Here is a 24737-nt window from a genome sequence, read left to right on the forward strand (position 1 = left end):
TCTGTGGGGTGGACAGGGATCGCAAGAGGGCGGAGAAACACGTATAATCGCGACCACATTCTGTCAGTCAATAAGGTAACTTGCATGCGCCCAAGTGGAAGAGCACTCGACCAAATTCGTCCCGTTAGCTTTACCCGCGGTTTTACGGCCCACGCAGAAGGCTCTGTGTTGGTGTGCTTTGGTGATACCAAGGTGATCTGTAATGCCACGATTGAAGAGGGCGTGCCGCGCTTTTTAAAAGGTAAGGGCCAAGGTTGGGTGACTGCCGAGTATGGCATGTTGCCGCGTGCAACCCACACCCGTAACCGTCGTGAAGCGTCAAGCGGTAAACAAGGTGGCCGTACCGTCGAAATTCAACGTTTGATTGGCCGCAGCTTGCGCGCCGCGGTCGATTTAAAAGCACTGGGTGAGCGCACCATTACGGTTGACTGTGATGTGATTCAGGCCGACGGTGGCACACGCACCGCATCCATTTCTGGGGCGAGTGTGGCCCTGGCAGACGCGCTTAACGCGCTGGTACGCGAGGGCAAGCTTGCGGCTAACCCGATGCGTGGCCATGTGGCCGCTGTGTCGGTGGGTATTTACCAGCAAACGCCGATTTGTGACCTTGAATACGTGGAAGACTCGGCGGCAGATACCGATATGAATGTGGTGATGCTCGAAGATGGCCGCATGATTGAGGTGCAAGGCACTGCCGAGGCCGAGCCGTTTACCCCCGATGAGCTAAACGCGATGCTCGCACTGGCCAGTAAGGGCATTGATGACATTGTCGTCGCGCAAAAATCGGCACTCGCCGACGTCTAACAAATTAAGTAGCTCCCGCATCGGGGGCTATTTTTTTATCTATCCGACCCCAGGTGGCATGTGGCGTGTCACCAAGACAACCAAGAGAGGAACGAATGAAAGCCTATCAGCGCCAGTTTATTGAGTTTGCCTTAGAGCGTGAGGTATTAAAGTTTGGCGAGTTTACCCTTAAATCAGGGCGGAAAAGTCCGTACTTTTTTAATGCCGGCTTGTTTAACACCGGGCGCGATTTGGCAAAGCTGGGTGAATTTTATGCTGCCGCGTTGATGGATGCAGGGATTGATTACGATGTGTTGTTTGGTCCTGCGTACAAAGGGATCCCGATTGCGACCACCACCGCGGTAGCACTTGCTGCGCATCATGATGTGGATACGCCTTATTGTTTTAACCGCAAAGAGGCCAAAGACCATGGTGAGGGCGGCAACTTGGTCGGTAGCGCACTGAGTGGCCGTGTGATGTTGGTGGATGATGTGATAACCGCAGGTACTGCCATTCGCGAGTCAATGACACTGATTCAAGCGCAGGGGGCGCAGCTTGCTGGGGTGTTGGTGGCAATTGACCGCCAAGAGCGTGGCCAAGGAGAGTTGTCGGCGATCCAAGAAGTCGAGCGTGACTTTGGTTGCCAGGTGGTGTCTATCATTAGCTTATCGGACTTGGTCACTTACCTAGAGCAAAGCCAAGCCGATCCGGCTCAGTTGGCGGCGGTGAAAGCGTACCAGGCGAGCTACGGGATTTAAGTTGCGTGCGTGCAGCCGGCAGAGCCATTTAGCTGAGCCTGTTGCACGACACCCGTTGCACTGCGCTCGTTGCACTACGCCAGTTGCACTGCGCTATTTACTGCAGTTGATTGGTGAGCAGTTGCCAGTATTGCTCGAAATTGGCAGTCGGCAACTGCTTAAATGACGATCGTACGTAGCGACAAAAGCCACCTTCCACTTGGCTAATCAATTGGCTGGCGAGCACTGCCTCATCCAATGGGAACCCTTTTCCTTCGCGTAAACGACGCTCGCGCAGTACTTGCTTAAGCTGGGCTTCGACGCGCTCGAAAAGCTGATTGATGCGCGCTTGTAACCTATCTTGCTCAAACATCAAGGCATGACCTGTCATGATGCGCGTGAGCCCTGGGTTGCGCTCACCAAAGGCCAGCAATAATTGCAAAATTAGTTTGAGGCGCACCAAGGTGTCCTTTTCTTCCTCAATGATCAGATTGATGCGGGATAACAGGGAATCTTCGATAAACTCGATGAGCCCCTCAAACATCCGCGCTTTACTGGGGAAGTGGCGATAGAGAGCTGCCTCAGACACCCCGACTTGCTCGGCGAGTTTGGCCGTGGTGATGCGTTGGCTGCCTTGGCTGGATTCCAGCATTTGCGCGAGCGCTTGAAGGATCTCTTCGCGGCGATTACTTTTTTTTGGGGCTGCCATGGATGCGATTCCTTTGTCTTTTTATCTGTCACACTGGCGACCGGTAAAGGAGGCATCATGGAGAGGTGCCGCCATGTGTGGATTTTTCCCCTATCTTAGCGACGAGGTCTCTGTATTAAAAGCAAAAAGCGTGGCCATGGCGCACGCTTTTGAACTTGTATTGTGGTGATAAGTAGGTTGCCCCTCTCACCCGCCTCAGTGCTCATCCTGGATGGTTTGCTGTAAATAGCGTGCATGTATGTGCGTCATCACCTCGTGGGCCAATGTGCGCTTTTCCGCGACCGGCAGGGCTTTGTCTCCCCCAGGCCAAAACAGATGCAAGGCATTGCGATCGCTGTTAAAGCCTTGATCGGACTGGGACACATCGTTAGCACAAATCATATCAAGCGTTTTACGTGCCAGCTTGTCACGCGCGTAGGCCGCTACATCTTGGGTTTCGGCGGCAAAGCCGACCGTAAATGGACGATGTGTCGTTAAGCCCGCTACCGAAGCAATAATGTCTGGATTTTTCACCATAGTGACCGTCATTGTGTCTTGATTGGCCTGCTTTTTCATTTTCTGCTCGGCCATGGTCTGTGGACGGTAGTCAGCGACCGCGGCACAGCCGATAAAAATATCCTGGTCGATGATGCTCGCATGCACCGCATCATGCATTTGCTGGGCACTGGTGACATCAATACGTGTGACACCTGTCGGCACCGACAATGCTACCGGGCCAGAGACTAAGGTGACGTCGGCCCCTAAACGGGCTGCCGCCTCGGCGAGGGCATAGCCCATTTTCCCTGAGCTGTGGTTAGAGAGATATCGGACTGGGTCTAGCGCTTCGCGGGTAGGGCCGGCGGTAATCATCACGCGCTTGCCTGAAAGCGGTTTGGGGCCGGACCAACGTTCGCATTCAGCCACTAAGGCCAAAGGCTCGAGCATGCGCCCGGGGCCCACATCGCCGCAGGCTTGCGCGCCACTGTCTGGGCCCCATATCAGGCAGCCTCGTGCACGTAGCCCACTCAAGTTCGCTTGGGTGGCGTGGGCGCGATACATTTGCTGGTTCATCGCCGGCGCAATCGCCAGAGGGGCATCGGTGGCCAAGCACACGGTAGTGAGCAAATCATTGCCCATGCCCGCGTGGATCCGGGCTATCAAATCGGCGGTTGCGGGGGCAATCAGCACCAAATCGGCCCATTTAGCCAGTTCAATATGCCCCATAGAGGCCTCAGCCGCGGGGTCGAGTAAGCTATCCGATACCGGATGACCGGAAACGGCTTGCATGGTCAATGGGGTAATAAACTCTTTTGCAGCATGAGTCATCACTACCTTGACGGTGGCCCCGCGCTCGATGAGGCGGCGGGTGAGATCGGCACACTTATACGCGGCAATTCCGCCGCCCATGCCAAGCAAAATACGTTTACCGGCCAGCGTCTGGGCTGGCTGCTGTGAACTATTGGCCATAATGCTCTGTGTGTTGGAACATGAATGACAAAACCATACCATAATCCTTAGCGCAAAAAGCTTGTTTGAGCGCATGAATCCGCATGGGGTGTGATTCGCGTTGGATGTGATATGGCTAGCGCGCGGCTGAAAGCGTTAACGGTGGCTCATGATAAAATCGCGAACGCGCCGCAGTTACATGTAAAAGTCATTGCGGCGTGAAAGGCGCTTACTTTAACTGGCGGCAACGTTGAAGAGGAATCACTATGAGCCTAAAAACCTTGCCGCAAGATTGTCGTCCCAGAGAACGCTTGTTAGCACGGGGAGCGGAAAGCCTCTCGGATGCCGAGCTATTAGCGATTTTTTTACGCACGGGCGTCACAGGGATGAGCGCGGTGGCGTTGGCCGATCATCTTTTGCAGGATTTTGGCTCGCTCCGGTCGCTGATGGGGGCGGACCAAGGGGCGTTTTGTCAGCGAAAAGGGCTGGGTAGCGCCAAATATGCTCAGTTACAGGCGGTATTGGAGTTGAGTCGACGTTATTTAAAAGAAACCTTGAGCAAAACCGATGCGCTGACCAGCCCGGACCATACTCGCCGTTATCTCTCGACCTTACTGCGCGACCGGCCTCGCGAGGCATTTTACGTTTTATTTCTCGATAATCAGCATCGCGTGATAGCCGATGAGCAGCTTTTTGAAGGCACACACAATGCGGCGAGCGTTTATCCACGAGAAATTGTCCGTCGCGCGCTTGAGTTGCATGCGGCAGCACTGATTTTGGCCCATAACCATCCATCCGGTGTGGCAGAGCCGAGCCAGGCAGACCGACATATTACCGATAGAATTGCCAATGCCTTGTCATTAGTGGAGGTTCGCGTGCTTGATCACCTAGTGATTGGGGACGGAGATGTGGTATCGTTCGCCGAACGAGGTTGGTTGTTATCCCCTTAAGGATCGCCATTGGCGAAAAAAACGATCAAAAAGCGCATAAAAGGATCTGCTCGGGACTTGAGCAATGTGAATTCAGTTAGTATAATGCGCCACCTTTGATAGCCTTGACCTTCGACCTGACCTTAACGATGCAGGACTGGCGGACAAGGTTGATATCGAGCCGAAACGATTTTGGAGAGACTTTCATGTCACGAGTATGCCAAGTAACTGGCAAGCGTCCTGTAGTTGGTAACAACCGCTCTCACGCTAATAACGCCACCAAGCGTCGTTTTCTGCCGAACCTGCAAACTCATCGTTTCTGGGTAGAAAGCGAAAAACGCTTCGTTAAACTGCGTCTATCTACTAAAGGTATGCGCATCATCGACAAAAAAGGCATTGATTCTGTACTTACAGAAATGCGTGCCCGCGGTGAGAACGTATAAGAGGAATTAGAGAATGGCTAAAAACGGCGTTCGTGAGAAGATTCGTCTAGTATCCTCTGCAGGTACTGGTCACTTCTACACCACAGATAAGAACAAACGTAACATGCCTAGCAAATTCGAGATCAAAAAATTTGATCCTGTAGTTCGCAAGCACGTTATGTATAAAGAAGCCAAAATCAAGTAATTTGATTAACGCTTTGAGAAAGACCCAGCCTAGGCTGGGTTTTTTTATAACTAAAATCTGGTCACATTTGCGGTATACTGGGAAAGACACGCGTAACGTCCTCAGGTGAACCGACATGAAGCTAAAGCGGCAGACATGGAATAACATCCTGATTCTCTCAGTGGTGGTTTTTTTTGGCTTAATGCTGCTGCCAGATTATTTGCGCCATCAACGCCAAGCACGGGCAACACCTGAGGGGGTGATTGCGCTGGTTGAGTCGCGCAGTGATGTGCTGTCGTTGCGGTTTTCCCATTTAACACTGACGCGTACGTTAGAGGGCTGGCAATCGGATAAACCCTTGGTGATTAGCCCGACAGAGCTTGCCCAGCGCTGGCTGGGGCTGACTGGGACGCAAGTCGATGACACCACCATGCAGTCGTTGCGACCCCAATTAACGTCTCCCCGTACGTTGGAGCTTACCCGTAGCCCCGACCAAGAGCCCATCCGCATTACCTATTACCAACAACCCCAATTTTGGTTGATGCAAAACGAGCACGGCCAATGGCTAGCGGTGTCGGTAGATAGTCGGTATCTTTTTCCGCTATCAAAGTCGTAAATATTAAGCGCTGTCTCTATGCCAGAGTTACCGGAAGTAGAAGTAAGCCGTTTAGGTATCATGCCGTATGTTGAAGGGCAAACCGTTACTGAGATTACCATTCGCCAGCCTAAGCTGCGCTGGCCGATCCCTGAGACGCTACAACAGTTAAAAGGTCAGGTGATCCGACGGGTGACCCGTCGCGCCAAGTATCTTTTATTGGAGACGGACGTCGGTACTGCGATTGTGCATCTTGGCATGTCGGGCAGTTTACGAGTACTGCCCACCTCTTTTGCACCGGAAAAGCACGATCATGTGGATGTCACGCTCAGCAATGGTCGTGTGATTCGTTATCACGATCCGCGCCGCTTTGGCGCCTGGCTGTGGCAGGAAGGGGATTTACCGCATCCTGTATTAGGCAATCTGGGCCCCGAACCACTCACTGATGCGTTTAACCCAGACTATTTATTGGCTAAGGCGGCGGGCAAAAAAATGGCAATGAAAAGCTTTATCATGGACAACGCGGTGGTGGTAGGCGTGGGAAATATTTACGCCAATGAATCGCTGTTTTGTGCGGGTATTCACCCCAAACGTCCTGCAGGGAGTCTTTCCTTTGTCGAGGCGACAAAGCTTGTGGATGAGATAAAAACCGTGTTAGCGGCGGCAATTACGCAAGGCGGCACCACGCTAAAAGACTTTACCCAGGTAGATGGTAAAGCCGGTTATTTCGCTCAAGAGCTGCGCGTTTACGGTAAATCGGGTGCGCCGTGCCCCGCTTGTGGCGTGACCCTTGAGCGGATGGTTATCGGCCAGCGGGCAACCGTTTTTTGCCCGCAATGCCAGCCCTTATGAACGCTTGTCTTGCAGCTTTTCTTGCAAGGCGGTCAGTACGCTAGGCGCGACAAACTCACTGGTATCACCGCCGTGTAACGCCACCTCTTTGACCAACGTCGAGGAGATAAATGAATGCTCCTCTGAGGGAGTGAGGAACACACTCTCGAGCGCTGGCATTAATCGGCGGTTCATATTGGCCAGCTGAAATTCATACTCAAAGTCAGAGACCGCGCGCAAACCGCGCACCAGAATATTGGCCTGGTACTGCTTGGCAAAATTGACCAGCAACCCTGAAAAGCCCACCACTGAGACATTGGGAAGGTGCGCGGTAACCGCTTGCGTGAGCGCCACGCGTTCATCCAGGTCGAACAGTGGCTTTTTGCTTGGGCTAGCCGCGATCCCCACAATCACATCATCAAACATTCTTGCCGCCCGCTCAATCAGATCCAGATGGCCATTCGTGATGGGATCAAATGTGCCTGGGTAAATCACGCGTGTATGCTGTTTGTGTGTCACGAGCTTTTCCTTAAAAACGTTGATCTGGGAAGAGGTTATCAAATCCTTGTCCATCACGCATTGTTCTTACAGCGCCGTGACCTCTCGCCTGTGAATCCATTGGCGAGCAAGGTACACTGATGTGCGCCAGCGTCAGTGCGCAAACAGGAAAAACCGTGAGTATAGAAGTAGAGCAACGCGACAACGAGTGTATTTGGTACGACCCTGCCTTGGTGGAGGGCGATCCTCGTCAGTATTTTGATATTCATTTTTGGCATCAGCAAGCGGCCGTCACCGGCTCAGCGAAAGGGCGTGGTACCACGTTCTTTATCCGAGGGCCGAAAATGGAAATGGCGTTACGTCATTACTACCGCGGTGGCTTGTTTGGTAAATTCGTGAAAGATCAGTATTGGTTTCAAGGGTGGGAAGCGACTCGTTGTGGCGCTGAGCTCAACTTACTGGCCTATCTTCGCGAGAAAAAAATGCCGGTACCTCGTCCTGTTGCCGCGCGTGCAGTAAAAAATGGCCGTACCTATCGTGCCGATATCTTGGTGGAGAAAATCCCAGGTGCGCGCGATCTGGTTGCTGTCTTGAGTGAAAATAGCTTACTTGCCCATGATTACCGCGCCATTGGGCGTCTGGTTCGCCGCCTACACGACGCTGGTGTGTGTCATACCGATCTGAATATCCACAACATCCTGCGTGATAGAAAAGGAAAGTTGTGGCTGATTGACTTCGATAAGTGCCAGCAGCGCGATGGCGAGCAGTGGAAAGAGGATAACCTTGCCCGCCTTCATCGCTCGTTTAAAAAAGAAAAAGAGAAGCGTCAGATCCGTTGGCAACCCGAAGACTGGGCTGCCGTATTAAAAGGCTACAATCATATCCGTAAGTAAGACGCTAGCGCGGGCGATTAAGCCAGGGGGCGAGAGCCTGCAAGGTGCGCTCGACCGCGCCACGATTTTGTTCAACCACAGAGAGCCCAGCGTTGCCGGCTTGTGCGGCCAGGGCGGGGGCACTGAAAAAAGCACCGATTTTAGCGGCGAGGTCTTGGCTGTCGTTACACACCTGTAGGGCGCCTGCCTCAATCAGCGCGTCGCCAATCACTTGGAAGTTATAATAGCTTGGGCCAGTTAAAAGGGGCTTGCCTAACGCCGCAGGCTCAAGCAGGTTATGTCCTCCCACTTTGGTGCCTAAAAAGCTGCCCGCCATCACCACCACATCCGCGGCTGCCAGGTAGGTCATCATCTCTCCCATGGTGTCTCCAAGATAAACTTGGGTGCTGATTGCCAGCGGCTCACCCTCGGTGCGTCGTTGTACGCTGAGCCCTTGGGTGGCCACTTGCTGGGCTACATCATCAAAACGTTCTGGGTGTCGAGGGACCAATATCAGCAAGGCGTCTGGGTAGTCGCGCAGTAATACACTGTGAGCGGTGAGCAAGGTGGCGTCTTCTCCCGCGTGAGTACTGGCACCTATCCAGCAAGGACGCTCGCCACGTGCTTCACGAAGTGCGGCACCCAACGCCGGATCCACGGCTTTAATATCAAATTTCACCGAGCCAGCCACCGCGAGCTTGTCATGCGCGACACCGAGGCTTGCAAAGCGCGCCTGATCGTTTTGATGCTGACAAACGATCAAGTCGATATGTTTGCTCATGGCGTGAAAGAGCGGGGCGATTTTTTGGTAGCGTTGGCAAGCTTTTTGAGAAAGCCGGGCGTTGATAACCGTAATGGGGATGCCCGCTCGACCCACATGATGCAAGGTATTTGGCCAAAGCTCGGTTTCCATAATCACGCATAAACGGGGAGAGACCGCACGGAGAAAACGTTTTACCGCAAAAGGGAAATCGACCGGCATATAGCGGTGTATGACACCATCGATACGCTCGGCTTGCTCAGCGCCTGTGGCAGTGGTAGTGGTGACAAGGATCGGGACATCTGGATAGACTTGTTGCAGCGCGCTGATCACTGGTTTTGCGGCGAGGACTTCGCCCACCGATACTGCGTGCAGCCAAATAGGCTGACCGTCTACGTTGGGCGTTCCACCAAAGTGCTCACGCCACCGCTCGCCAACAGCAGGCTTACCAGGCCGTTTGCGATAAAGCCCAACAAGCAGAAAAGGGGCGGCAAGCGTGAGTAACAATGTATATATCCAGCGCACAAGTTGGCTCCTATTGATAGCTTGTTGCCATGATAGCGTTTTGATAGCGTTTTGTTGATGTTTGATTGTCGGTAGTAGCTCATGCCTTGGGCGTTGTGAACAGTAAGCGATAACTAAACTGTGCTAAAGTTGGCGGCATTTAGTAGAGAAAAACAGCAATAACATGGGAATACTTAAAAAATAAAGAAAAGTATCAGAGAGCGTAAGCAGCGACATCGCAATCAACGAGAACATTGAAAACATTTTCGCGACGCGTCTTCGCCAAGAGAAACTTCACCAGCAGATGCTTACCGATACAAGCTCCTTGGTTTCCGCTCACTCGTATTTTGATACGCCGTTAGTTGTTAGCTTGACCTCGTTTGCTGAAAAGGTGCATGAGGTCTATCTTGTCGTCGAGTCGTTGGCGCAGCAGACTTGCCCACCAAACCGCATTATTCTATGGCTCGACGAAAAGGAATACAGTAATGAAAATCTGCCACACTCGCTAAAGCGGCAACGTGAGCGCGGGCTGGAGGTAAGATATTGCGACAGTACCAAGTCATACAAAAAGATTATTCCCACCTTGAACTTGGTGCCCGAAGCCTATGTATTGACCGTTGATGATGATGTGCTGTATCCGCATAGCATGATTGAGGGGTTAATTCGCGCTTGCTACCGTCACCCTGGTCATATCTATGGTCATCGCGGGCACAAGATAACCACCCGTGGTGGCGAAGTGCGACCCTATAAACGCTGGCAATACTGCGCTAGCTTCTCTGCACCCAGTCATCATCTGATGCTCACTGGCTGCGAGGGGATATTATATCCGCCGCAATCGCTTCATCCTGATGTGCTCGATCAGTCATTATTCATGCAGCTTGCGCCGAACGCCGATGACTTGTGGCTAAAAATCATGGCAATCCGCCAAGGCAGTCTGTGCATGAAAGTGCCATATAGCGATCCATCGCTGGCTTTAAAACGGTACCGTGCAATTGGTCTAGCGCAGGCGAACATTCGCCAAGGTGGCAATGATAAGCAACTCAACATGCTGCTTGACCATTATCCTGAGGTCAAACAGGCATTATTGGCTGATGCTAGTGCGTGATCACTTGTTGGTAGAGATCTTGATAGGTGATGGCGGTTTGGGAGATATCACACGCAGCCGCTTGCTGGTGGCTGCCTTTAATAAGGTGAGCTCGCAGCGCGTCTTGTTGAGCAATGTCCGCGATATATTGTGCTAACTGGTTGGCGTTGCCTGGCTCAATGAGATGTCCGGTGACCCCATGTCCAATGATATCAGGTATCCCGCCGGCTCGGGCGCCGATCACGGGCAGCCCTGCCGTCATCGCTTCTAAAATAACCGAGCCTAAGCCCTCTGTATAGGAAGGGTGGACAAGCAAATCGGCCGCCGCGAACCAATCTCCCATATTGGTTTGTTTACCCATAAACTGCACGTTCGTAAGCCCCTGAGCTTGCCCCTCGAGTGACGCTCGCTCTTTGCCGTCACCGAGTAAGCAAAACTGAATGTCAGGTGATGTGTCAGCCAGTAACCGTGCAGCTTCAATCGTGACATCAAAGCCTTTATGCGCATACATATTGGCGGCATGAATCACCAAGAACTTACCACGAAAGTGCGCGTTGATTTGCTCCACCTTATCTTGCGAGACAGGGTAGGTGACAGGAGAGCTAGGGATTTTGACTAACTTGGCATCAGGATGGCGTTTTTCTAGTTGATGGACGATCTCCGAACTCAAACCGACCAGCGCGCTGGCTTTGCGGTATGCAAGTTGAGATAACCACTTTTTCTTTAAAGGGTTATCAATGCGGCGTGTCACTATGTAGGGCACGCGGTGCAATAGGTGTTGAAACAGTGCCCAATAAATGGCGCGGCCTTCGTGAACATGGATCAGATCGCATGTCGCAGTGATTGAGCGCCCATGTTGCCGAGTATAGTGCGGACAAAGCACGATTTGGCATTGAGGTATCGCGCGAAGCTCGTCGACTAGCGGGCTTTTGGGGTTCACCACCGCCGTTAGCTGGTAGCCCATTTGGGCTTGTTGCTGGATCAAAGTGAGAGTTTGGCGCTCCCCACCACTAAAGCCTGACGCGAGATTGACGTGACAAATGTGCATTTAGGGCGCCTTTTTTACATACTCTCTCAACCATAGATCTGCGTAACGTGTAAAAACAACGTTCGCACTTAACAGCGCAAGAACTAACCCATGTCTACCATCTAAAAAACCCTTCTTAAAAAAATACATCTTTATAAATCTGAACATAGAATGGGAGATGGCTTTTGATAAGCTTGATGTCTTCTTTCCTTCTCGCTGGTCGCTCCACAACTTAATATACTGATTGGTTTTCGCTGTATATTCATGAAGGTATTTAAAGGTGTTGTGTTTTAATGTGCCACCTAAATATATTTTTTTATGGGTGTTAGGCACAACGACATGTTCATGTACTAAAGAATCTGAATAGTGCGCTTCTGATGTTTTATAAAGGCGACAAATCCAATCAGGGTGCCACCCAGAATGTTTTATCTCTTTTCCAAAAGCACTAGATAATCTATTAACATAAAAAACACAATTAGGTCGAGCTTCATCAAGAGCATGAAGAATGCTCTCTTTTAGCTCAGGCGTCACTATTTCATCTGCATCAAGCCAAAGTACAAAATCGCTGACTACGTGCGACTGAGCTCGCTGACGTTGCTTACCAAAGCCAGGCCAATCGGTGGTAACGTAAACTTTGTCAGTAAAACGTTTGGCTATATCAACAGTGTTATCTGAGCTTCCTGAATCCAAAATAACGATCTCATCTACCCAATTACACACCGACTGTAAACATTGCGCAATGTTATCTGCCTCATTCTTGACGATGAGAGCAGCAGCAACCGTGTTGATGTTCTTGCTCATTGGTTATTACCCACCTTAATTAGAGAAACAACTCGGCTCGGGGCGAGATCGTTTAAACATTTTAAGTGCCCTAGGGGACATTCGCGCTGGAAGCAAGGACGGCACTCGATATCCGTGTGCACAATATCGACCTTACTGGTCAGCGGCGGGGTGTAATCGGGAGATGTTGAGCCGTAGATGGCTATCACTTGGCAGTTGACCGCCGCGGCGATGTGCATCAACCCCGAGTCATTGCTGACCACGGTTTGGCACGCACCCAAGAGGTCGACGGCTTCGATTAAGTTGGTTTTGCCTGCCAATACATGAATGTTAGGTGCGTTTTCTGCAAGAGCGGCAATTTTTTCACAGGTTTCAACATCTTTTGCCGAGCCAAATAGCCAGATTTGGTAGCCGTGTTGATGCGCTTGGCGTGCTACTTCAGCATAGTGCTGCTCAGGCCATTTTTTGGCGGGCCCGAATTCGGCACCCGGGCATAAACCGATCACAGGTTTGTCTTGATTTAATCCCAGTTTGGCGATGACGGCCGCTTGAGCGTCTGGGTCGATGTCTAGCGCCGGCTTAGGGAGGCTGTCTAGGCCGCCCAGCGAGGCAGAACTTTGCATCTCGGTGCGAGGGTGGGCCAGAGCAACATAACGCTCAACCATGTATTGAAACGCTTTTTTATTAGGGCGCAGATCATTGAGCAAACCATAACGCATTTCACCTTTCCAACCCGTACGCGTCGGGATCCCTGCAAACCACGGGATCAGTGCGGATTTAGCGGAATTAGGCAACACGTAGGCGCGATCATAATCGTGCGTTGCTAAGCGCTTGCCCAGTTGGTAGCGCTTACCGAAAGCCAACTCTCCATGGCCGAGTGGCATTTCAATGCTGCGATTAACCTCGGGCATACGCGCGAGAATTGGCGCGCACCAAGCGGGTGCCATGACATCAATCTGGGCGTCGGGAGATTGTTGTTTGAGGGCTTTATACAAAGATTGCGACATCACCATGTCGCCGACCCACGATGGGCCAATGACTAAAATGCGTGTCATGATGCCCGTTTCCTCTTTGCTTCTTGGTAGATATTACGGCCATCTTCTCGGGTGCGAAGCAGCTGCAAAATCCACATGTATTGATCTAGCTGGCCGTCGAGCATGGTCTCGATTTGTTGGTTCATCATGCGTGCGTCGGTATGACTCTCACCGGTTGGAAAGTCTTTAAACGCAGGGTGCACCTCGATAACGAAGCGGCCGCTTTTCGCATCAAAGCCGGAAAGCACAGGGACAATATGCGAGCGGGTGACTTTGCTTAATTTCCCGAGGCTGGGCAACGTTGCTTTGGTGGTGGCAAAAAATGGCACAAACTCGCTGCTCTCATCGCGCATATCTTCGTCGGGCAAGTAATACCCCAAAAATCCACGCTTAACTGCGCGGATAAAGGGTTTAATCCCTGCCTCACGCTCATAACAATTGCCGCCATATTGCACGCGTTGACGGTGCATGAGCCAGTCCAGCAGCTGATTTTTTTGCCGTTTTGAGAATGCCGCCACGGGGAGCCCTTGCGAGGCAAATAAAATCGCGGCTGCATCAATGGCCCAAGTATGGGGCACAAAGAGGATCACGGCCTCACCGTTATCAGTGTGCCGAGTGATATGTTCCATGCCAGTCACATCACAGTGGTTTTGAAACCACTGGCGACTACGCAAGGTGATCAGCGGAAAGCTCAGCAAAAAAGCCCCTGCGGTGGTCAAGATGTCGACTAATATGGCTTCGCGTGCTTGCGCGGATTTCTCGGGAAAGCAGGCTTCCAAATTAAGCCAGGCGTTAAGAATCGTGCCTTTTTTCTTTTTTACCAGTTTACGCGCCACCCATTGTGCGAAGCGATGCTTACCGCGCGCCGGCACCAGAAGGCTGAAAGGCATTGCGATGAGTAGCATCAGCCACGTGCCCCAGTATTTAGGCGCTAAGTAAGCACGCGAGAACTCTGGGTTATACGCGTGCGTGTCGTAATCGTGTCGCTGTTTTGTCATTGCTCTTTACTCGCGCCCCAGAACGTCTGAGGCGAACTGCTGTGATTAGCGATTGATTTCGGCAAGGTAAGCGGCGACACCTTCTGCCACTGTCTTAAAGGAGGCGGTGTATCCCGCTTCACGTACCTTGGTGAGATCGGCTTGCGTATAAGCTTGATAGCGACCTTTTAGGTGTTCGGGGAAGGGGATCTCTTCAATCTCGCCTTGGCCGTGGAAGTCGATAACTGCGTTGGCAACCGCACTAAAGGGCTCAGCGCGGCCGGTACCACAGTTGTAGATCCCGCTGATCTGTTGCTGCCAGAACCAAATATTCATTGCGCAGACGTCACCGACATAGACAAAGTCACGCTTGAAGGTATCACTGCCCTCAAAGAGTTTGGGGTTCTCGCCTTTTAGAATTTGTTGATTGAGGTGATAGGCCACTGACGCCATGCTGCCTTTGTGCTGTTCGCGCGGACCATACACATTAAAATAACGGAAGCCAGTAATGGGTGGCAGTGTCTCGCCATGGGCCTTAGCATCTTCTTGCACGCGACGAACATAGTTGTCGAATTGCTGTTTGGAATACCCGTACACATTCAGCGCGCCTTCATACTCTGGCGCTTCAATGAAGTCACTGTCGCGGCCACCATAGGTGGCGGCTGACGAGGCGTAAAGAAAGGGGATGTCACGGTCAATACAATAATGCAACAGCTCTTTGGAGTATTCGTAGTTATTGAACATCATGTATTTGCCATCCCACTCTGTGGTAGCCGAACAAGCACCTTGGTGGAAAATGGCTTCGATTGGGCCGAAATTTTCACCAGCCATGATTTGGGTAAGAAAATCTTCCTTATCCATATAGTCCGCGATGTCGAGGTCAACCAGGTTAACGAATTTGGTGCCGTCTTTGAGGTTATCGACCACCACGATGTCACGGTAGCCTTGCTCGTTCAGTGCTTTTACTAAGTTGCTGCCAATCATGCCAGCACCACCAGTCACAAAAATCATATCGTTACCTAATTCATCTCTATCTGACGACAGACCCCGTCGCCATTACTGTTGACTGTGATAGTATGGTTGAGCATCAACCGGGCAGAGGACTGAACCATACATGAAAACCCGAGACCGAATTATCCATGCTGCACTGGCTTTATTCAATCAACATGGTGAGCCGAATATCACCACCAACCATATCGCGGCAGATCTCGGGATAAGCCCGGGGAACCTTTACTACCACTTCCGTAATAAAGAAGCGATTATACACAGTATATTCGACCAATACGCGCAAGATCTTGCCCTTGCCTTTGATCCTAGTCAGCCTCGTGACGATACCCAAGCTTTACTGCAGCATTATCTCGATGCGACCTTTAGCTTGATGTGGCGTTACCGGTTTTTTTACGCCAATTTGCCGGACATTTTGCGCCGAGACGAAGCGCTACAGCAAAAATACCTGGGGGCACAGCAACAGCTACAGACCAACTTGATGACCATCTTGCATCACTATCGGCAAGCTGGTTGGCTTAGCCTCAATGACAGCGCCTTGTCCGCGATCGGGGAAACGCTTAAGCAAGTGGCGTCGAGCTGGATTTTCTACCAAAGTGCGCAAGCCCCCCAAACGCAAATTCATGCAGGCGTCATTTACAAAGGCGTTTTGCAGATGTTGGCATTGCTTCATCCGCTGACATCAGCACAGGGGCAAATGGCCATCACTGCGTTAATAGACCACTACGAGCAGCAGTTAGTTCGCCAAGACTCACGCTCGCTGGATACATTGAACTGAGTTATCTCTCTAGGCTGACGTCGCATTGCGCGATATTCGTCCAGCTTGTCAGTGATTACACGATATGAATCACTGTCTGGTGCCCCTTATTGGCACAAAACGCGTGAACGTGCCATGATAGCAAGCATTCATTCGTCGTACACAATGTGTGCGACGGCCTTCCCAAAGTAATCATCACAGCACGGAGATTGCGATGACGGCTGCCTTCTATCAGCAAATTCGTCATCAGCTTGAGCAAGTAAAAGCTGATGGCTTGTACAAAAGTGAACGCCTTATCACCTCGCCACAAGCGGCCAGTGTCGCCGTCAATCATGAACAGCAGGTACTGAACTTTTGCGCCAATAACTACTTGGGGCTGGCGAACCATCCTGAGTTGGTCAAGGCTGCCAAGGCAGGGATGGATGAGCACGGTTTTGGTATGGCGTCGGTACGGTTTATTTGTGGCACACAAGATGCACACAAAACCTTGGAAGCCAAGTTATCTGACTTTCTCGGGATGGAAGATACCATCCTTTATTCTTCATGCTTTGATGCTAATGCAGGATTGTTCGAGACCATTCTAGGCCCAGACGATGCCATTATTTCTGATGCGCTAAACCATGCGTCAATCATTGATGGCGTGCGCTTGTGTAAAGCGAAGCGTTTCCGTTATGCCAACAACGATATGGACGAGTTGGAAGCCCAGCTTCAAGCTGCGAAAGCGGCCGGTGTGGCGAATATCTTGATTGTGACCGATGGTGTCTTCTCGATGGACGGCGTAGTGGCGAACTTGCCGGCTGTGTGCGATCTGGCGGAGCAATATGGCGCGCTGGTGATGGTGGATGACTCCCATGCGGTGGGTTTTATGGGCGAGCATGGCCGAGGCACCCACGAATACCATCAAGTAATGAATCGCGTCGATATCATCACTGGCACCTTGGGTAAAGCCATGGGCGGTGCGTCAGGGGGTTACACCTCAGGCAAAAAAGAGGTGATTGATTGGCTGCGTCAACGTTCGCGCCCTTATCTTTTCTCCAACTCGCTGGCCCCCGCGATTGTGTCGGCATCAATTCGCGTGCTGGATATGCTGGCTGAAAGCGATCATTTGCGTGAGCAGCTTTGGGATAACAGCCAACACTTCCGTGCACGCATGACCGACGCTGGCTTTACCTTGGCAGGCGCGGATCACGCCATTATTCCCGTGATGCTCGGCGATGCCAAAGTGGCCAGTGAGTTTGCTGAGCGGATGATGGAAGAGGGCGTGTATGTGGTGGGCTTCTCCTACCCAGTGGTACCGAAAGGTCAAGCACGTATCCGCACCCAGATGTCAGCCGCACATACGCGTGAGCAACTGGACCGTGCCATTGATGCCTTCATCAAAGTCGGCAAAGAGATGCAACTGATTGGGTAATGTCATGACACAAACAACCATGAAAGCCTTGGCCAAGCTCAAAGCCGAGCCTGGCATTTGGATGACCGAGACAGAGCTTCCCGAGCTGGGTCACAACGATTTGCTGATCAAAATTCGTAAAACCGCTATTTGTGGCACCGATGTGCACATTTATAAGTGGGATGAATGGTCGCAAAATACCATCCCTGTGCCGATGGTGGTCGGCCACGAATATGTGGGTGAAGTGGTCGGCATTGGCCAGGAGGTACGCGGCTTCTCATTAGGTGATCGCGTATCGGGTGAAGGCCATATCACCTGTGGGCATTGCCGGAATTGCCGTGGTGGCCGTACTCACTTATGCCGCAATACGGTCGGGGTGGGCGTCAACCGTGAAGGCGCATTTGCCGAGTACTTGGTTATTCCTGCTTACAATGCGTTCAAAATCCCGGATGAGATCTCGGATGACTTAGCCTCGATTTTTGACCCGTTTGGTAATGCGGTCCATACCGCACTGTCATTTGATTTGGTGGGTGAAGACGTGCTGATCACCGGCGCAGGACCGATTGGCATCATGGCCGCTGCGGTAGCGCGTCATATTGGGGCGCGTCATGTGGTGATCACCGATGTGAATGAATATCGCCTCGAGCTTGCCCGCAAAATGGGTGTCACGCGCGCGGTCAATGTGGCTGAGTCCTCTCTGGAATCGGTGATGGAAGAGCTGGGCATGACGGAAGGCTTTGATGTTGGTTTAGAAATGTCCGGCGTCCCCGCGGCGTTCAATAGCATGCTGACGGCCATGAACCATGGCGGTAACATTGCGCTTCTTGGCATCCCACCAAGTGATATGGGCATTGATTGGAACCAGGTGATTTTTAAAGGCTTGGTCATCAAAGGGATCTATGGCCGAGAGATGTTCGAAACCTGGTACAAAATGGCATCGCTAATCCAATCTGGCTTGGATTTAACCCCGATCATCACCCACCACTATAACGTGGATGACTTCCAACAAGGGTTTGATGTGATGTGCTCAGGGCAATCCGGCAAGGTGATCCTCGATTGGCAAGACTAATACCCGATAGCCGAAACCATGTTTAGTCGTGTTGATGCGCGCTAGGCACCACTGAAAACGCCCGCCTACTTGGTGGGCGTTTTTAATCTAGCCAAGGCATGGGGTTGGTGGTGTTGCCCTTGCGGCGAATTTCGAAATATAGAGAAGGAGTGGATTGTCCACCGCTGTCGCCCACCAAGGCGATAGGCTCACCGGCGGTGACGGTATCACCCACGTCCTTGAGCAAGGCTTGGTTATAGCCATATAAGGTCATGTCGCCTTTACCGTGATCGACGGCAATCAAAAGCCCATAACCACGTAACCAGCTAGACAGCACCACTTTGCCGGCATGCGCGGCCTTGACCTCGGTGCCGCGCTTGGCACCAATCACAATACCATTCCATGACACTTCACCGGATTGGCGCTCGCCAAAGCGGTGTAGCAACTTGCCTTTGGTCGGCCAACGCAATTTTCCCTTGGCTTTGCCGATGCCCGCCATTTTCACTTGTGCGCGCCGTGCGGCAGCGGCGATCTGCTCTTGCAGACGTTGCTTGTTGGCCTTGAGCTCGGCTAAGTAAGCGTTGTCGCTGGCAATTTTAGCCCGGATTTTTTTCGCGGTTTGGCTTTGCGAGGTTTGCTCACGCTCTAGTGCATGTTTTTTCTCAGTTAGCTCATCGATCAGACTGGCTTGTTTGGCACGTTGTTGATTAAGTTGGTGAGCGGTGAGTTGGTAATCGGTACGGTTGGCTGCCAAAGATTCGATTGCTTCTTGCATGGTACTGGCAAGTACCTCGGCGTAACGCGTCAGGCGGTCAAGCTTCGCTGGGGACTCTTGGCTCAGTAGGCGCTTAAGCTGGTCGTGCTCGCCTTGGCGGTATTGGGCATCGATTAATTCAGCCAACTGTGCCTGCTGGGCAATCATCTCTTGCTTAAGTCGGGCCTGCTTTTTCGTCAAACGTGTTATTTGGTCATCGGTCTGCTGCAGGGTTTGCTGAGCTTGACGAATCCGTTTAGACAAGACGTCAATGCGTTTCGACTGTGCTTTTAGATCGCTCTGTAACGTATTGAGTTTTTTGTTGTGGGCCGCCAATTGCGATTGCTGGCGGGCAATTTCATTGCTCACCCCCTCTAGCTCAGAGTTAGCATGGGCAGCGCCAACTAACAGGCAGAGAAAAACGCCAGTGCATAATGCACTGGCGCGGAGGGTTTGGCTTAAGCGTGTTCGTTTCTCCCGCATGGGGGGATTATTTCAGATCGAACAGTGGCTTGCCAGTCATCTCTTCAGGAATCTCCATCCCAGTCAAAGCCAGCATGGTCGGTGCCAGATCAGACAGTTTCCCGCCTTCTTTCAAGCTTACTGGCTGACTTCCCACATACATCAGCGGTACCGGCAGGTTGGTGTGTGCCGTGTAAGCACCGCCAGTCTCTTCGTTGACCATCATCTCTGCGTTACCGTGATCAGCGGTGATCAGCATCTGGCCATCCACTTCTTTAATGGCTTCCAACACTCGGCCAATGCAGTGATCAACGGCTTCACAAGCTTTCACCGCAGCGTCATACACCCCAGTGTGACCTACCATGTCACCGTTTGGATAGTTACAGATGATCATGTCGAACTTGCCAGATTTAATCGCATCAACCAGTTTATCGGTCAGCTCTTCAGAGCTCATTTCTGGTTGCAGATCATAGGTAGCGACTTTTGGTGAGGCGACCAAGGCACGTTCTTCGCCTTCAAACACGGTCTCGATACCGCCGTTGAAGAAGAAGGTCACGTGTGCGTACTTCTCGGTTTCGGAGATGCGCAGCTGGGTTTTACCGGTTTTCGACAGCCACTCACCCAAGGTGTTGGACAAGCTCTCTGGTGGAAAGGCGACCGTGGTATCGATGTCGGCGGCGTATTCTGTCAGCATCACAAAGTCAGACAGCTCAGCGTATTTCTTACGTGTAAAGCCATCAAAATCCGGCATAAAGGCGCGGGTCATTTGACGGGCACGGTCGGCACGGAAGTTCATGAAAACAACCGCATCGCCATCGTTGATGGTCGCTTTGTTGTCACCGACACGGTAAATTTCCGTTGGCGCGACAAATTCATCATTTTCTTCTCGGGCGTACGCAGCCTCTAGTCCCTCAACGGCGCTGGTCGCGGTGAACTCACCTTGTGCTTGGGTAAGCAGGTCATAAGCGCGCTCGACACGGTCCCAGTTGTTGTCACGGTCCATGGCGTAGTAGCGACCAACCAGTGATGCGGTACGGCCTTTACCCAGCTTTTCAAACAGGGCATCGAAGCGCTCTAGCGATGCTTTTGCACTGCGTGGCGGCGTATCACGGCCATCCAGGAAGCAGTGTAGATAAATCTGATCGGCGCCACGTTCTGCCGCCAGTTCAACCATCGCGGCAATATGATCTTCATGGCTGTGTACACCGCCTGGTGACATCAGGCCCATGATGTGCACGGCTTTGCCTTTATCGACGGCTTTATCAACGGCAGCTGTCAGCGCTGGGGTTTGGTTAAACTCACCATCGGCAATGGATTTGGCAATACGGGTCAAATCTTGATAAACCACGCGGCCGGCGCCAATGTTGACATGGCCAACTTCTGAGTTACCCATTTGTCCATCAGGCAGACCTACATCGAAACCTGAAGCAGAGATCAGGGTGCTGTTATCGGCCATGAGGCTGTCGATCACAGGGGTGTTGGCGTTGGTGATAGCATTATCACTTTGAGGGTCGCGATAACCCCAGCCATCGAGAATCACCAGTGCAAGTGGTTTTTTCGCAGACATGTTACGTCCTCTTAATTCAAGCAAAAGACTGACATTGGATGCCAATGACATTGGATGTCATGGAGCAACCACTGAGGCATGGAGCCAGATTCATGGCTAGCTTCAGGACTCAGTGTGTGCGTAATTTTACAACATTTTACGGGCTGATATGTAGGCTAAGATCAATTATCCCAGCTGACAAGTTAAGCAGCAAGCCTTGGTTGACTTGCCTTCGACCCTTGACTCCCCTCATTATGGCGAAGATCGCCGCTGTGCGCGAATGGCTTGGCTCAATTTCTGCGATTGATGAAACCTTCTTTCTTTTCAAGTTATTGAGCGGAAGGTGAAAACGTGCGGACGTGCGTATGAGTGAGCAAACGCGCGATTTCGTCTCGGCAGGCTGTAAAACCATGGCGAGCAGGTTATACTCGACACCATTTTCACCCTTGATGGACTCTCGCCTTTGGCGAGACAAGCAAGCAGTATAGAGCAAAGGTTATGCAGGAATATATTGATTTTGTCTCCAACAACATGATTCTCACCCTTGTCTGGGTGGGTTTGGCGGCCGCTTTACTGATGTCGCTGATTAAACAAAAAACGGCTGCCTACAAAGTGGTCGGTCCTAATGACGCGGCGATCCTTAACAACCGAGAGAATGGGGTGTTTGTCGACATTCGTAGCCACGATGAATTTCGAGCCGGCCACATCACGGGCGCGCTTAATGTGTTACCAAGCGAAATCAAATCACAGTCGTTTGGTGAGCTTGAAAAACATAAAAATGACCCCATCATTGTGGTATGCAAAACCGGTCAAACGGCGGCTGACAGTGCCAATCAATTGGCAAAAGCTGGCTTCGAATCCGTGTATGTTCTCAAAGACGGTTTGACCTCTTGGAACGATGCCAAAATGCCACTTGTTCGCGTCAAAAGCGGTAAGGGCAAAAGCAAAAAGAAAAAGTGATCCTTCACTCAATTCTCGGGCAGCCGCATGACGCGGTGGCTCGCATTTTTTAATGTGCCTGGCGCATTTGCAATTTTTAAATAAGGACGAACCATCATGGCTGAAGCCGAAAACAACCAACAAGCCGAGCAAAATTTTGCCATTCAACGCGTTTTTCTCAAGGACGTGTCTTTTGAAGCACCAAACTCTCCAGAAGTGTTCCAGCAAGATTGGGCGCCAGACGTTAACCTGGATTTGGACACGCAAAGCCGTGAGTTGGGTGAAGGCATCTATGAAGTGATCTTGCGTTTGACCGTGACGGTGAAAAACCAAGAGAGTAATGCGTTCCTGTGTGAAGTGCAGCAGGGGGGGATTTTCTCGGTATCAGGCATGGAGTCACCACAACTGGCGCATTGCCTGGGCGCGTTCTGTCCAAACATCCTCTTCCCGTATGCGCGTGAAACGATTTCGAGCTTGGTCGTTAAAGGTACCTTCCCGCAACTGAACTTGGCACCGGTTAACTTTGATGCCTTGTTTATGAACTACCTGCAGCAGCAGGCGGGCGAGGCATCAAGCGAAGAAGACGCACAAGCATAAGGTGTGATGATGACAGATCTTGCTCCCACTCAAGATGCGGCCATTACGGTTCTGGGCGCTGGCTCTTACGGGACGGCGCTGGCGATCTCGTTGGCCAGAAATGGTGCCAACGTGGTGTTATGGGGGCACGATCCGAGTCATGTCGCGCAGCTAGAGATTGATCGCGCCAACCATGCTTTTCTCCCCGATGTTGTATTTCCAGACTCGTTAGTGCTCTGTGCGGATCTCTCTGTTGCAGTCAATGCCAGTCGCGATTTGCTTGTGGTCGTCCCCAGCCATGTGTTTGCTGATGTACTGAGCCAAGTGCGTCCGCACTTGCGTGCCGACTCGCGTATATGTTGGGCGACCAAAGGCCTAGAACCTGAGACTGGACGCCTATTGCAAGAGGTGGCGCGGGAACAATTGGGTGACGATATTCCGCTCGCGGTTTTATCGGGTCCAACGTTTGCTAAAGAGCTCGCAGCCGGTATGCCGACCGCGATTTCTGTGGCCTCGCCCGACGCAGAGTTTGTGAGTGATTTACAAGAGACCATTCATTGCCAACACAGCTTCCGCGTCTACGGTAACCACGATTTCATTGGCATGCAGCTTGGCGGCGCGGTGAAAAACGTGATTGCGATTGGCGCCGGGATTTCCGATGGCATTGGCTTTGGCGCCAACGCTCGCACGGCTCTTATCACGCGGGGCTTGGCGGAAATGACCCGGTTAGGCGAAGCGCTGGGAGCGTCCCGCGATACCTTTATGGGAATGGCGGGGTTAGGGGATTTAGTGCTGACGTGCACCGATAACCAGTCGCGCAACCGTCGCTTTGGTCTAGCGTTAGGCCAGGGTGAGGACGTACAAGGTGCCCAAGATAACATCGGCCAAGTGGTCGAAGGATATCGCAACACCAAAGAAGTATGGGCACTGGCCCAGCGTGCGGGAGTTGAAATGCCCATCGTCGAGCAGATTTACCAGGTGCTGTATCAAGGCAAACTGGCCCATCATGCTGCGCGAGATTTGCTGGCACGAGACAAAAAGTCCGAATAACAGCAAAGACGAACAGAGTAACGCGCGTGGTGAGAACCGCGCGTTTTTTTTATACACTGGCGTGGGGCGGTGTTGTCGCCTGAGTGGTAGATCATTTGGGATAAGGATGAAGGCAGTGAATCAGGCTAAAAAACAATGCCAACAAGATCGTGTCTGGCAAGCAGTGAAAAAAGAAGCGCGCGAGCATTCAGAGCGTGAGCCGATGTTGGCGAGTTTTTACCACGCCACCATTATTAAGCACGACAATTTAGCCAGCGCATTGAGTTATATTCTCGCCAACAAGCTTTCCACGCCCTCGATGCCCTCAATGGCGGTGCGAGAGGTGATAGAAGAAGTCTATGCTAACGATGCTTGCGTGGCGGAATCCGCCGCGTGTGATATCTGTGCCACCGTTGAGCGCGATCCGGCTGTCGAATTGTATTCAACGCCACTTTTGTACTTAAAAGGCTTTCATGCGTTGCAAGGCTTTCGGGTTGCGAACTGGCTATGGCGTCAAGGACGAAAAGAGTTGGCCACCTACTTACAAAACCAAATTTCGGTGACCAGCCAAGTGGATGTTCATCCAGCGGCCTGTATTGGTCGTGGCATTATGTTTGACCACGCCACGGGTATTGTTATCGGTGAAACCGCAGTCATTGAAGACAATGTGTCTATTCTCCAAGATGTCACCTTGGGCGGCACCGGCAAAGAGGGCGGCGACCGCCATCCGAAGATCCGTACGGGCGTGATGATCGGTGCCGGGGCGAAAATTCTGGGTAATATTGATATTGGTGAGGGAGCGAAAATTGGCTCCTGTTCTGTGGTGCTTAACCCCGTACCGCCTCACACCACGGTGGCTGGCGTACCGGCAAAGATTGTGGGTCGACCCAGCTCGCACATGCCATCGCTGGATATGGATCAAGAGTTTAATGGCTCGCATAAGACATTTATCTCGGGAGATGGGATATAGCGCGGCTTGCATAAGCGCGGCTTGCATAAGTGCGGCTTGCGTAAGTGTGGGCCTCATCCAAGCCATCTCAGAATAAAAAACGGAGCCGTCAGGCTCCGTTTTGTTATGCA

The 24737-nt window shown here is 51.8% G+C and carries 27 protein-coding genes; 16 read left to right on the top strand and 11 right to left on the bottom strand.

The genetic code is table 11. The features are described 5' to 3' along the window. Positions 1 to 84: 84 nt before the first annotated feature. Entirely contained in the window at positions 85 to 804 is a 720-nt protein-coding gene (gene rph, locus BZG74_RS06655) for a ribonuclease PH (protein WP_077771892.1), read from the top strand. A 95-nt stretch (positions 805 to 899) separates the two neighbouring features. Continuing rightward, on the top strand, positions 900 to 1541 hold the full coding sequence (gene pyrE, locus BZG74_RS06660) for an orotate phosphoribosyltransferase (protein ID WP_077771893.1): 642 nt from the start codon (positions 900 to 902) through the stop codon (positions 1539 to 1541). 97 nt (positions 1542 to 1638) lie between these two features. On the opposite strand, the gene slmA is transcribed toward pyrE, so the two are convergent. Next, positions 1639 to 2229: a nucleoid occlusion factor SlmA gene (gene slmA, locus BZG74_RS06665; protein WP_077771894.1), complete on the bottom strand. Its 591-nt coding sequence runs from the start codon at positions 2227 to 2229 to the stop codon at positions 1639 to 1641. 195 nt (positions 2230 to 2424) lie between these two features. Then, positions 2425 to 3675 carry a bifunctional phosphopantothenoylcysteine decarboxylase/phosphopantothenate--cysteine ligase CoaBC gene (gene coaBC, locus BZG74_RS06670; RefSeq protein WP_077771895.1) on the bottom strand — a complete coding sequence of 417 codons (1251 nt, stop codon included), beginning with the start codon at positions 3673 to 3675 and terminating at the stop codon, positions 2425 to 2427. A 245-nt stretch (positions 3676 to 3920) separates the two neighbouring features. Between coaBC and radC the strand changes: the two genes are divergently transcribed. The 5 genes from radC (at position 3921) to mutM (ending at position 6636) form a co-directional block, all read left to right on the top strand. Further along, positions 3921 to 4604: a RadC family protein gene (gene radC / locus BZG74_RS06675; RefSeq protein ID WP_077771896.1), complete on the top strand. Its 684-nt coding sequence runs from the start codon at positions 3921 to 3923 to the stop codon at positions 4602 to 4604. 185 nt (positions 4605 to 4789) lie between these two features. Then, positions 4790 to 5026 carry a 50S ribosomal protein L28 gene (rpmB, locus tag BZG74_RS06680; protein WP_046074695.1) on the top strand — a complete coding sequence of 79 codons (237 nt, stop codon included), beginning with the start codon at positions 4790 to 4792 and terminating at the stop codon, positions 5024 to 5026. A gap of 13 nt (positions 5027 to 5039) precedes the next feature. Continuing rightward, positions 5040 to 5210 carry a 50S ribosomal protein L33 gene (gene rpmG, locus BZG74_RS06685; protein WP_046074696.1) on the top strand — a complete coding sequence of 57 codons (171 nt, stop codon included), beginning with the start codon at positions 5040 to 5042 and terminating at the stop codon, positions 5208 to 5210. A gap of 115 nt (positions 5211 to 5325) precedes the next feature. Beyond that, entirely contained in the window at positions 5326 to 5805 is a 480-nt protein-coding gene (locus tag BZG74_RS06690) for a hypothetical protein (RefSeq protein ID WP_077606801.1), read from the top strand. An 18-nt stretch (positions 5806 to 5823) separates the two neighbouring features. Continuing rightward, positions 5824 to 6636, top strand: coding sequence for a bifunctional DNA-formamidopyrimidine glycosylase/DNA-(apurinic or apyrimidinic site) lyase (mutM, locus tag BZG74_RS06695; protein WP_077771897.1), 813 nt, complete (start codon positions 5824 to 5826; stop codon positions 6634 to 6636). On the opposite strand, the gene coaD is transcribed toward mutM, so the two are convergent. After that, positions 6631 to 7176, bottom strand: a complete 546-nt coding sequence (gene coaD, locus BZG74_RS06700; protein ID WP_392397585.1) for a pantetheine-phosphate adenylyltransferase — start codon at positions 7174 to 7176, stop codon at positions 6631 to 6633. The genes mutM and coaD overlap by 6 nt on opposite strands. Positions 7177 to 7295: 119 nt before the next feature. Here coaD and BZG74_RS06705 point away from each other — a divergent pair, with 119 nt between their 5' ends. Then, positions 7296 to 8006, top strand: a complete 711-nt coding sequence (locus BZG74_RS06705) for a 3-deoxy-D-manno-octulosonic acid kinase (RefSeq protein ID WP_235605719.1) — start codon at positions 7296 to 7298, stop codon at positions 8004 to 8006. A 4-nt stretch (positions 8007 to 8010) separates the two neighbouring features. Here the strand turns inward: BZG74_RS06705 and waaA are convergent, their stop codons facing one another. Further along, the gene (gene waaA / locus BZG74_RS06710; protein WP_077771899.1) at positions 8011 to 9270 is read right to left on the bottom strand and encodes a lipid IV(A) 3-deoxy-D-manno-octulosonic acid transferase; all 1260 of its coding nucleotides are present in this window, start codon (positions 9268 to 9270) and stop codon (positions 8011 to 8013) included. A 283-nt stretch (positions 9271 to 9553) separates the two neighbouring features. Here waaA and BZG74_RS06715 point away from each other — a divergent pair, with 283 nt between their 5' ends. After that, positions 9554 to 10354 carry a hypothetical protein gene (locus BZG74_RS06715; protein ID WP_077771900.1) on the top strand — a complete coding sequence of 267 codons (801 nt, stop codon included), beginning with the start codon at positions 9554 to 9556 and terminating at the stop codon, positions 10352 to 10354. Here BZG74_RS06715 and BZG74_RS06720 read toward each other — a convergent pair. From BZG74_RS06720 to rfaD, 5 genes are read right to left on the bottom strand one after another with little or no spacing between them, the layout of a single operon-like run. Then, on the bottom strand, positions 10344 to 11381 hold the full coding sequence (locus BZG74_RS06720; protein WP_077771901.1) for a glycosyltransferase family 4 protein: 1038 nt from the start codon (positions 11379 to 11381) through the stop codon (positions 10344 to 10346). The two genes, BZG74_RS06715 and BZG74_RS06720, sit on opposite strands and share 11 nt — an antisense overlap. After that, a complete protein-coding gene (locus tag BZG74_RS06725) occupies positions 11382 to 12161 on the bottom strand; it encodes a glycosyltransferase family 2 protein (protein ID WP_077771902.1) in 780 nt (259 codons plus the stop codon). Next, positions 12158 to 13195 (bottom strand): lipopolysaccharide heptosyltransferase II, encoded by a 1038-nt coding sequence (gene waaF / locus BZG74_RS06730; RefSeq protein WP_077771903.1) that lies wholly within the window; start codon positions 13193 to 13195, stop codon positions 12158 to 12160. Before waaF ends, BZG74_RS06725 begins: the two co-directional genes overlap by 4 nt. Continuing rightward, positions 13192 to 14172, bottom strand: a complete 981-nt coding sequence (lpxM, locus tag BZG74_RS06735; RefSeq protein WP_077771904.1) for a lauroyl-Kdo(2)-lipid IV(A) myristoyltransferase — start codon at positions 14170 to 14172, stop codon at positions 13192 to 13194. Before lpxM ends, waaF begins: the two co-directional genes overlap by 4 nt. 45 nt (positions 14173 to 14217) lie before the next feature. Next, positions 14218 to 15162 (bottom strand): ADP-glyceromanno-heptose 6-epimerase, encoded by a 945-nt coding sequence (gene rfaD / locus BZG74_RS06740; RefSeq protein ID WP_077771905.1) that lies wholly within the window; start codon positions 15160 to 15162, stop codon positions 14218 to 14220. 103 nt (positions 15163 to 15265) lie between these two features. On the opposite strand from rfaD, the gene BZG74_RS06745 reads away from it, so the two are divergent. The 3 genes from BZG74_RS06745 to tdh all read left to right on the top strand — a co-directional run bounded on the left by BZG74_RS06745 (position 15266) and on the right by tdh (position 18372). Further along, positions 15266 to 15934 (top strand): TetR/AcrR family transcriptional regulator, encoded by a 669-nt coding sequence (locus tag BZG74_RS06745; protein WP_077771906.1) that lies wholly within the window; start codon positions 15266 to 15268, stop codon positions 15932 to 15934. 193 nt (positions 15935 to 16127) lie between these two features. Beyond that, positions 16128 to 17324, top strand: a complete 1197-nt coding sequence (locus tag BZG74_RS06750) for a glycine C-acetyltransferase (protein ID WP_077771907.1) — start codon at positions 16128 to 16130, stop codon at positions 17322 to 17324. Between the two features lie 19 nt (positions 17325 to 17343). Continuing rightward, positions 17344 to 18372: an L-threonine 3-dehydrogenase gene (gene tdh / locus BZG74_RS06755; RefSeq protein ID WP_101494675.1), complete on the top strand. Its 1029-nt coding sequence runs from the start codon at positions 17344 to 17346 to the stop codon at positions 18370 to 18372. An 82-nt stretch (positions 18373 to 18454) separates the two neighbouring features. Here tdh and BZG74_RS06760 read toward each other — a convergent pair whose 3' ends face one another. Both BZG74_RS06760 and gpmM read right to left on the bottom strand, forming a co-directional pair. Further along, positions 18455 to 19588 carry a peptidoglycan DD-metalloendopeptidase family protein gene (locus BZG74_RS06760; protein WP_077771909.1) on the bottom strand — a complete coding sequence of 378 codons (1134 nt, stop codon included), beginning with the start codon at positions 19586 to 19588 and terminating at the stop codon, positions 18455 to 18457. A gap of 7 nt (positions 19589 to 19595) precedes the next feature. Further along, a complete protein-coding gene (gpmM, locus tag BZG74_RS06765) occupies positions 19596 to 21134 on the bottom strand; it encodes a 2,3-bisphosphoglycerate-independent phosphoglycerate mutase (protein WP_077771910.1) in 1539 nt (512 codons plus the stop codon). A gap of 477 nt (positions 21135 to 21611) precedes the next feature. Here gpmM and BZG74_RS06775 point away from each other — a divergent pair, with 477 nt between their 5' ends. The 4 genes from BZG74_RS06775 (at position 21612) to cysE (ending at position 24627) form a co-directional block, all read left to right on the top strand. Further along, a complete protein-coding gene (locus tag BZG74_RS06775; protein ID WP_077771912.1) occupies positions 21612 to 22073 on the top strand; it encodes a rhodanese-like domain-containing protein in 462 nt (153 codons plus the stop codon). A gap of 96 nt (positions 22074 to 22169) precedes the next feature. Further along, positions 22170 to 22649, top strand: a complete 480-nt coding sequence (gene secB, locus BZG74_RS06780) for a protein-export chaperone SecB (RefSeq protein ID WP_069361901.1) — start codon at positions 22170 to 22172, stop codon at positions 22647 to 22649. A 9-nt stretch (positions 22650 to 22658) separates the two neighbouring features. Beyond that, positions 22659 to 23678 carry an NAD(P)H-dependent glycerol-3-phosphate dehydrogenase gene (gene gpsA, locus BZG74_RS06785; RefSeq protein WP_077771913.1) on the top strand — a complete coding sequence of 340 codons (1020 nt, stop codon included), beginning with the start codon at positions 22659 to 22661 and terminating at the stop codon, positions 23676 to 23678. Positions 23679 to 23793: 115 nt separating this feature from the next. Beyond that, positions 23794 to 24627: a serine O-acetyltransferase gene (gene cysE / locus BZG74_RS06790; RefSeq protein ID WP_231637427.1), complete on the top strand. Its 834-nt coding sequence runs from the start codon at positions 23794 to 23796 to the stop codon at positions 24625 to 24627. The last annotated feature ends 110 nt before the right edge of the window (positions 24628 to 24737 follow it).

The sequence above is a fragment of the Salinivibrio sharmensis genome, from assembly GCF_001995985.1.
Taxonomy (GTDB): domain Bacteria; phylum Pseudomonadota; class Gammaproteobacteria; order Enterobacterales; family Vibrionaceae; genus Salinivibrio; species Salinivibrio sharmensis.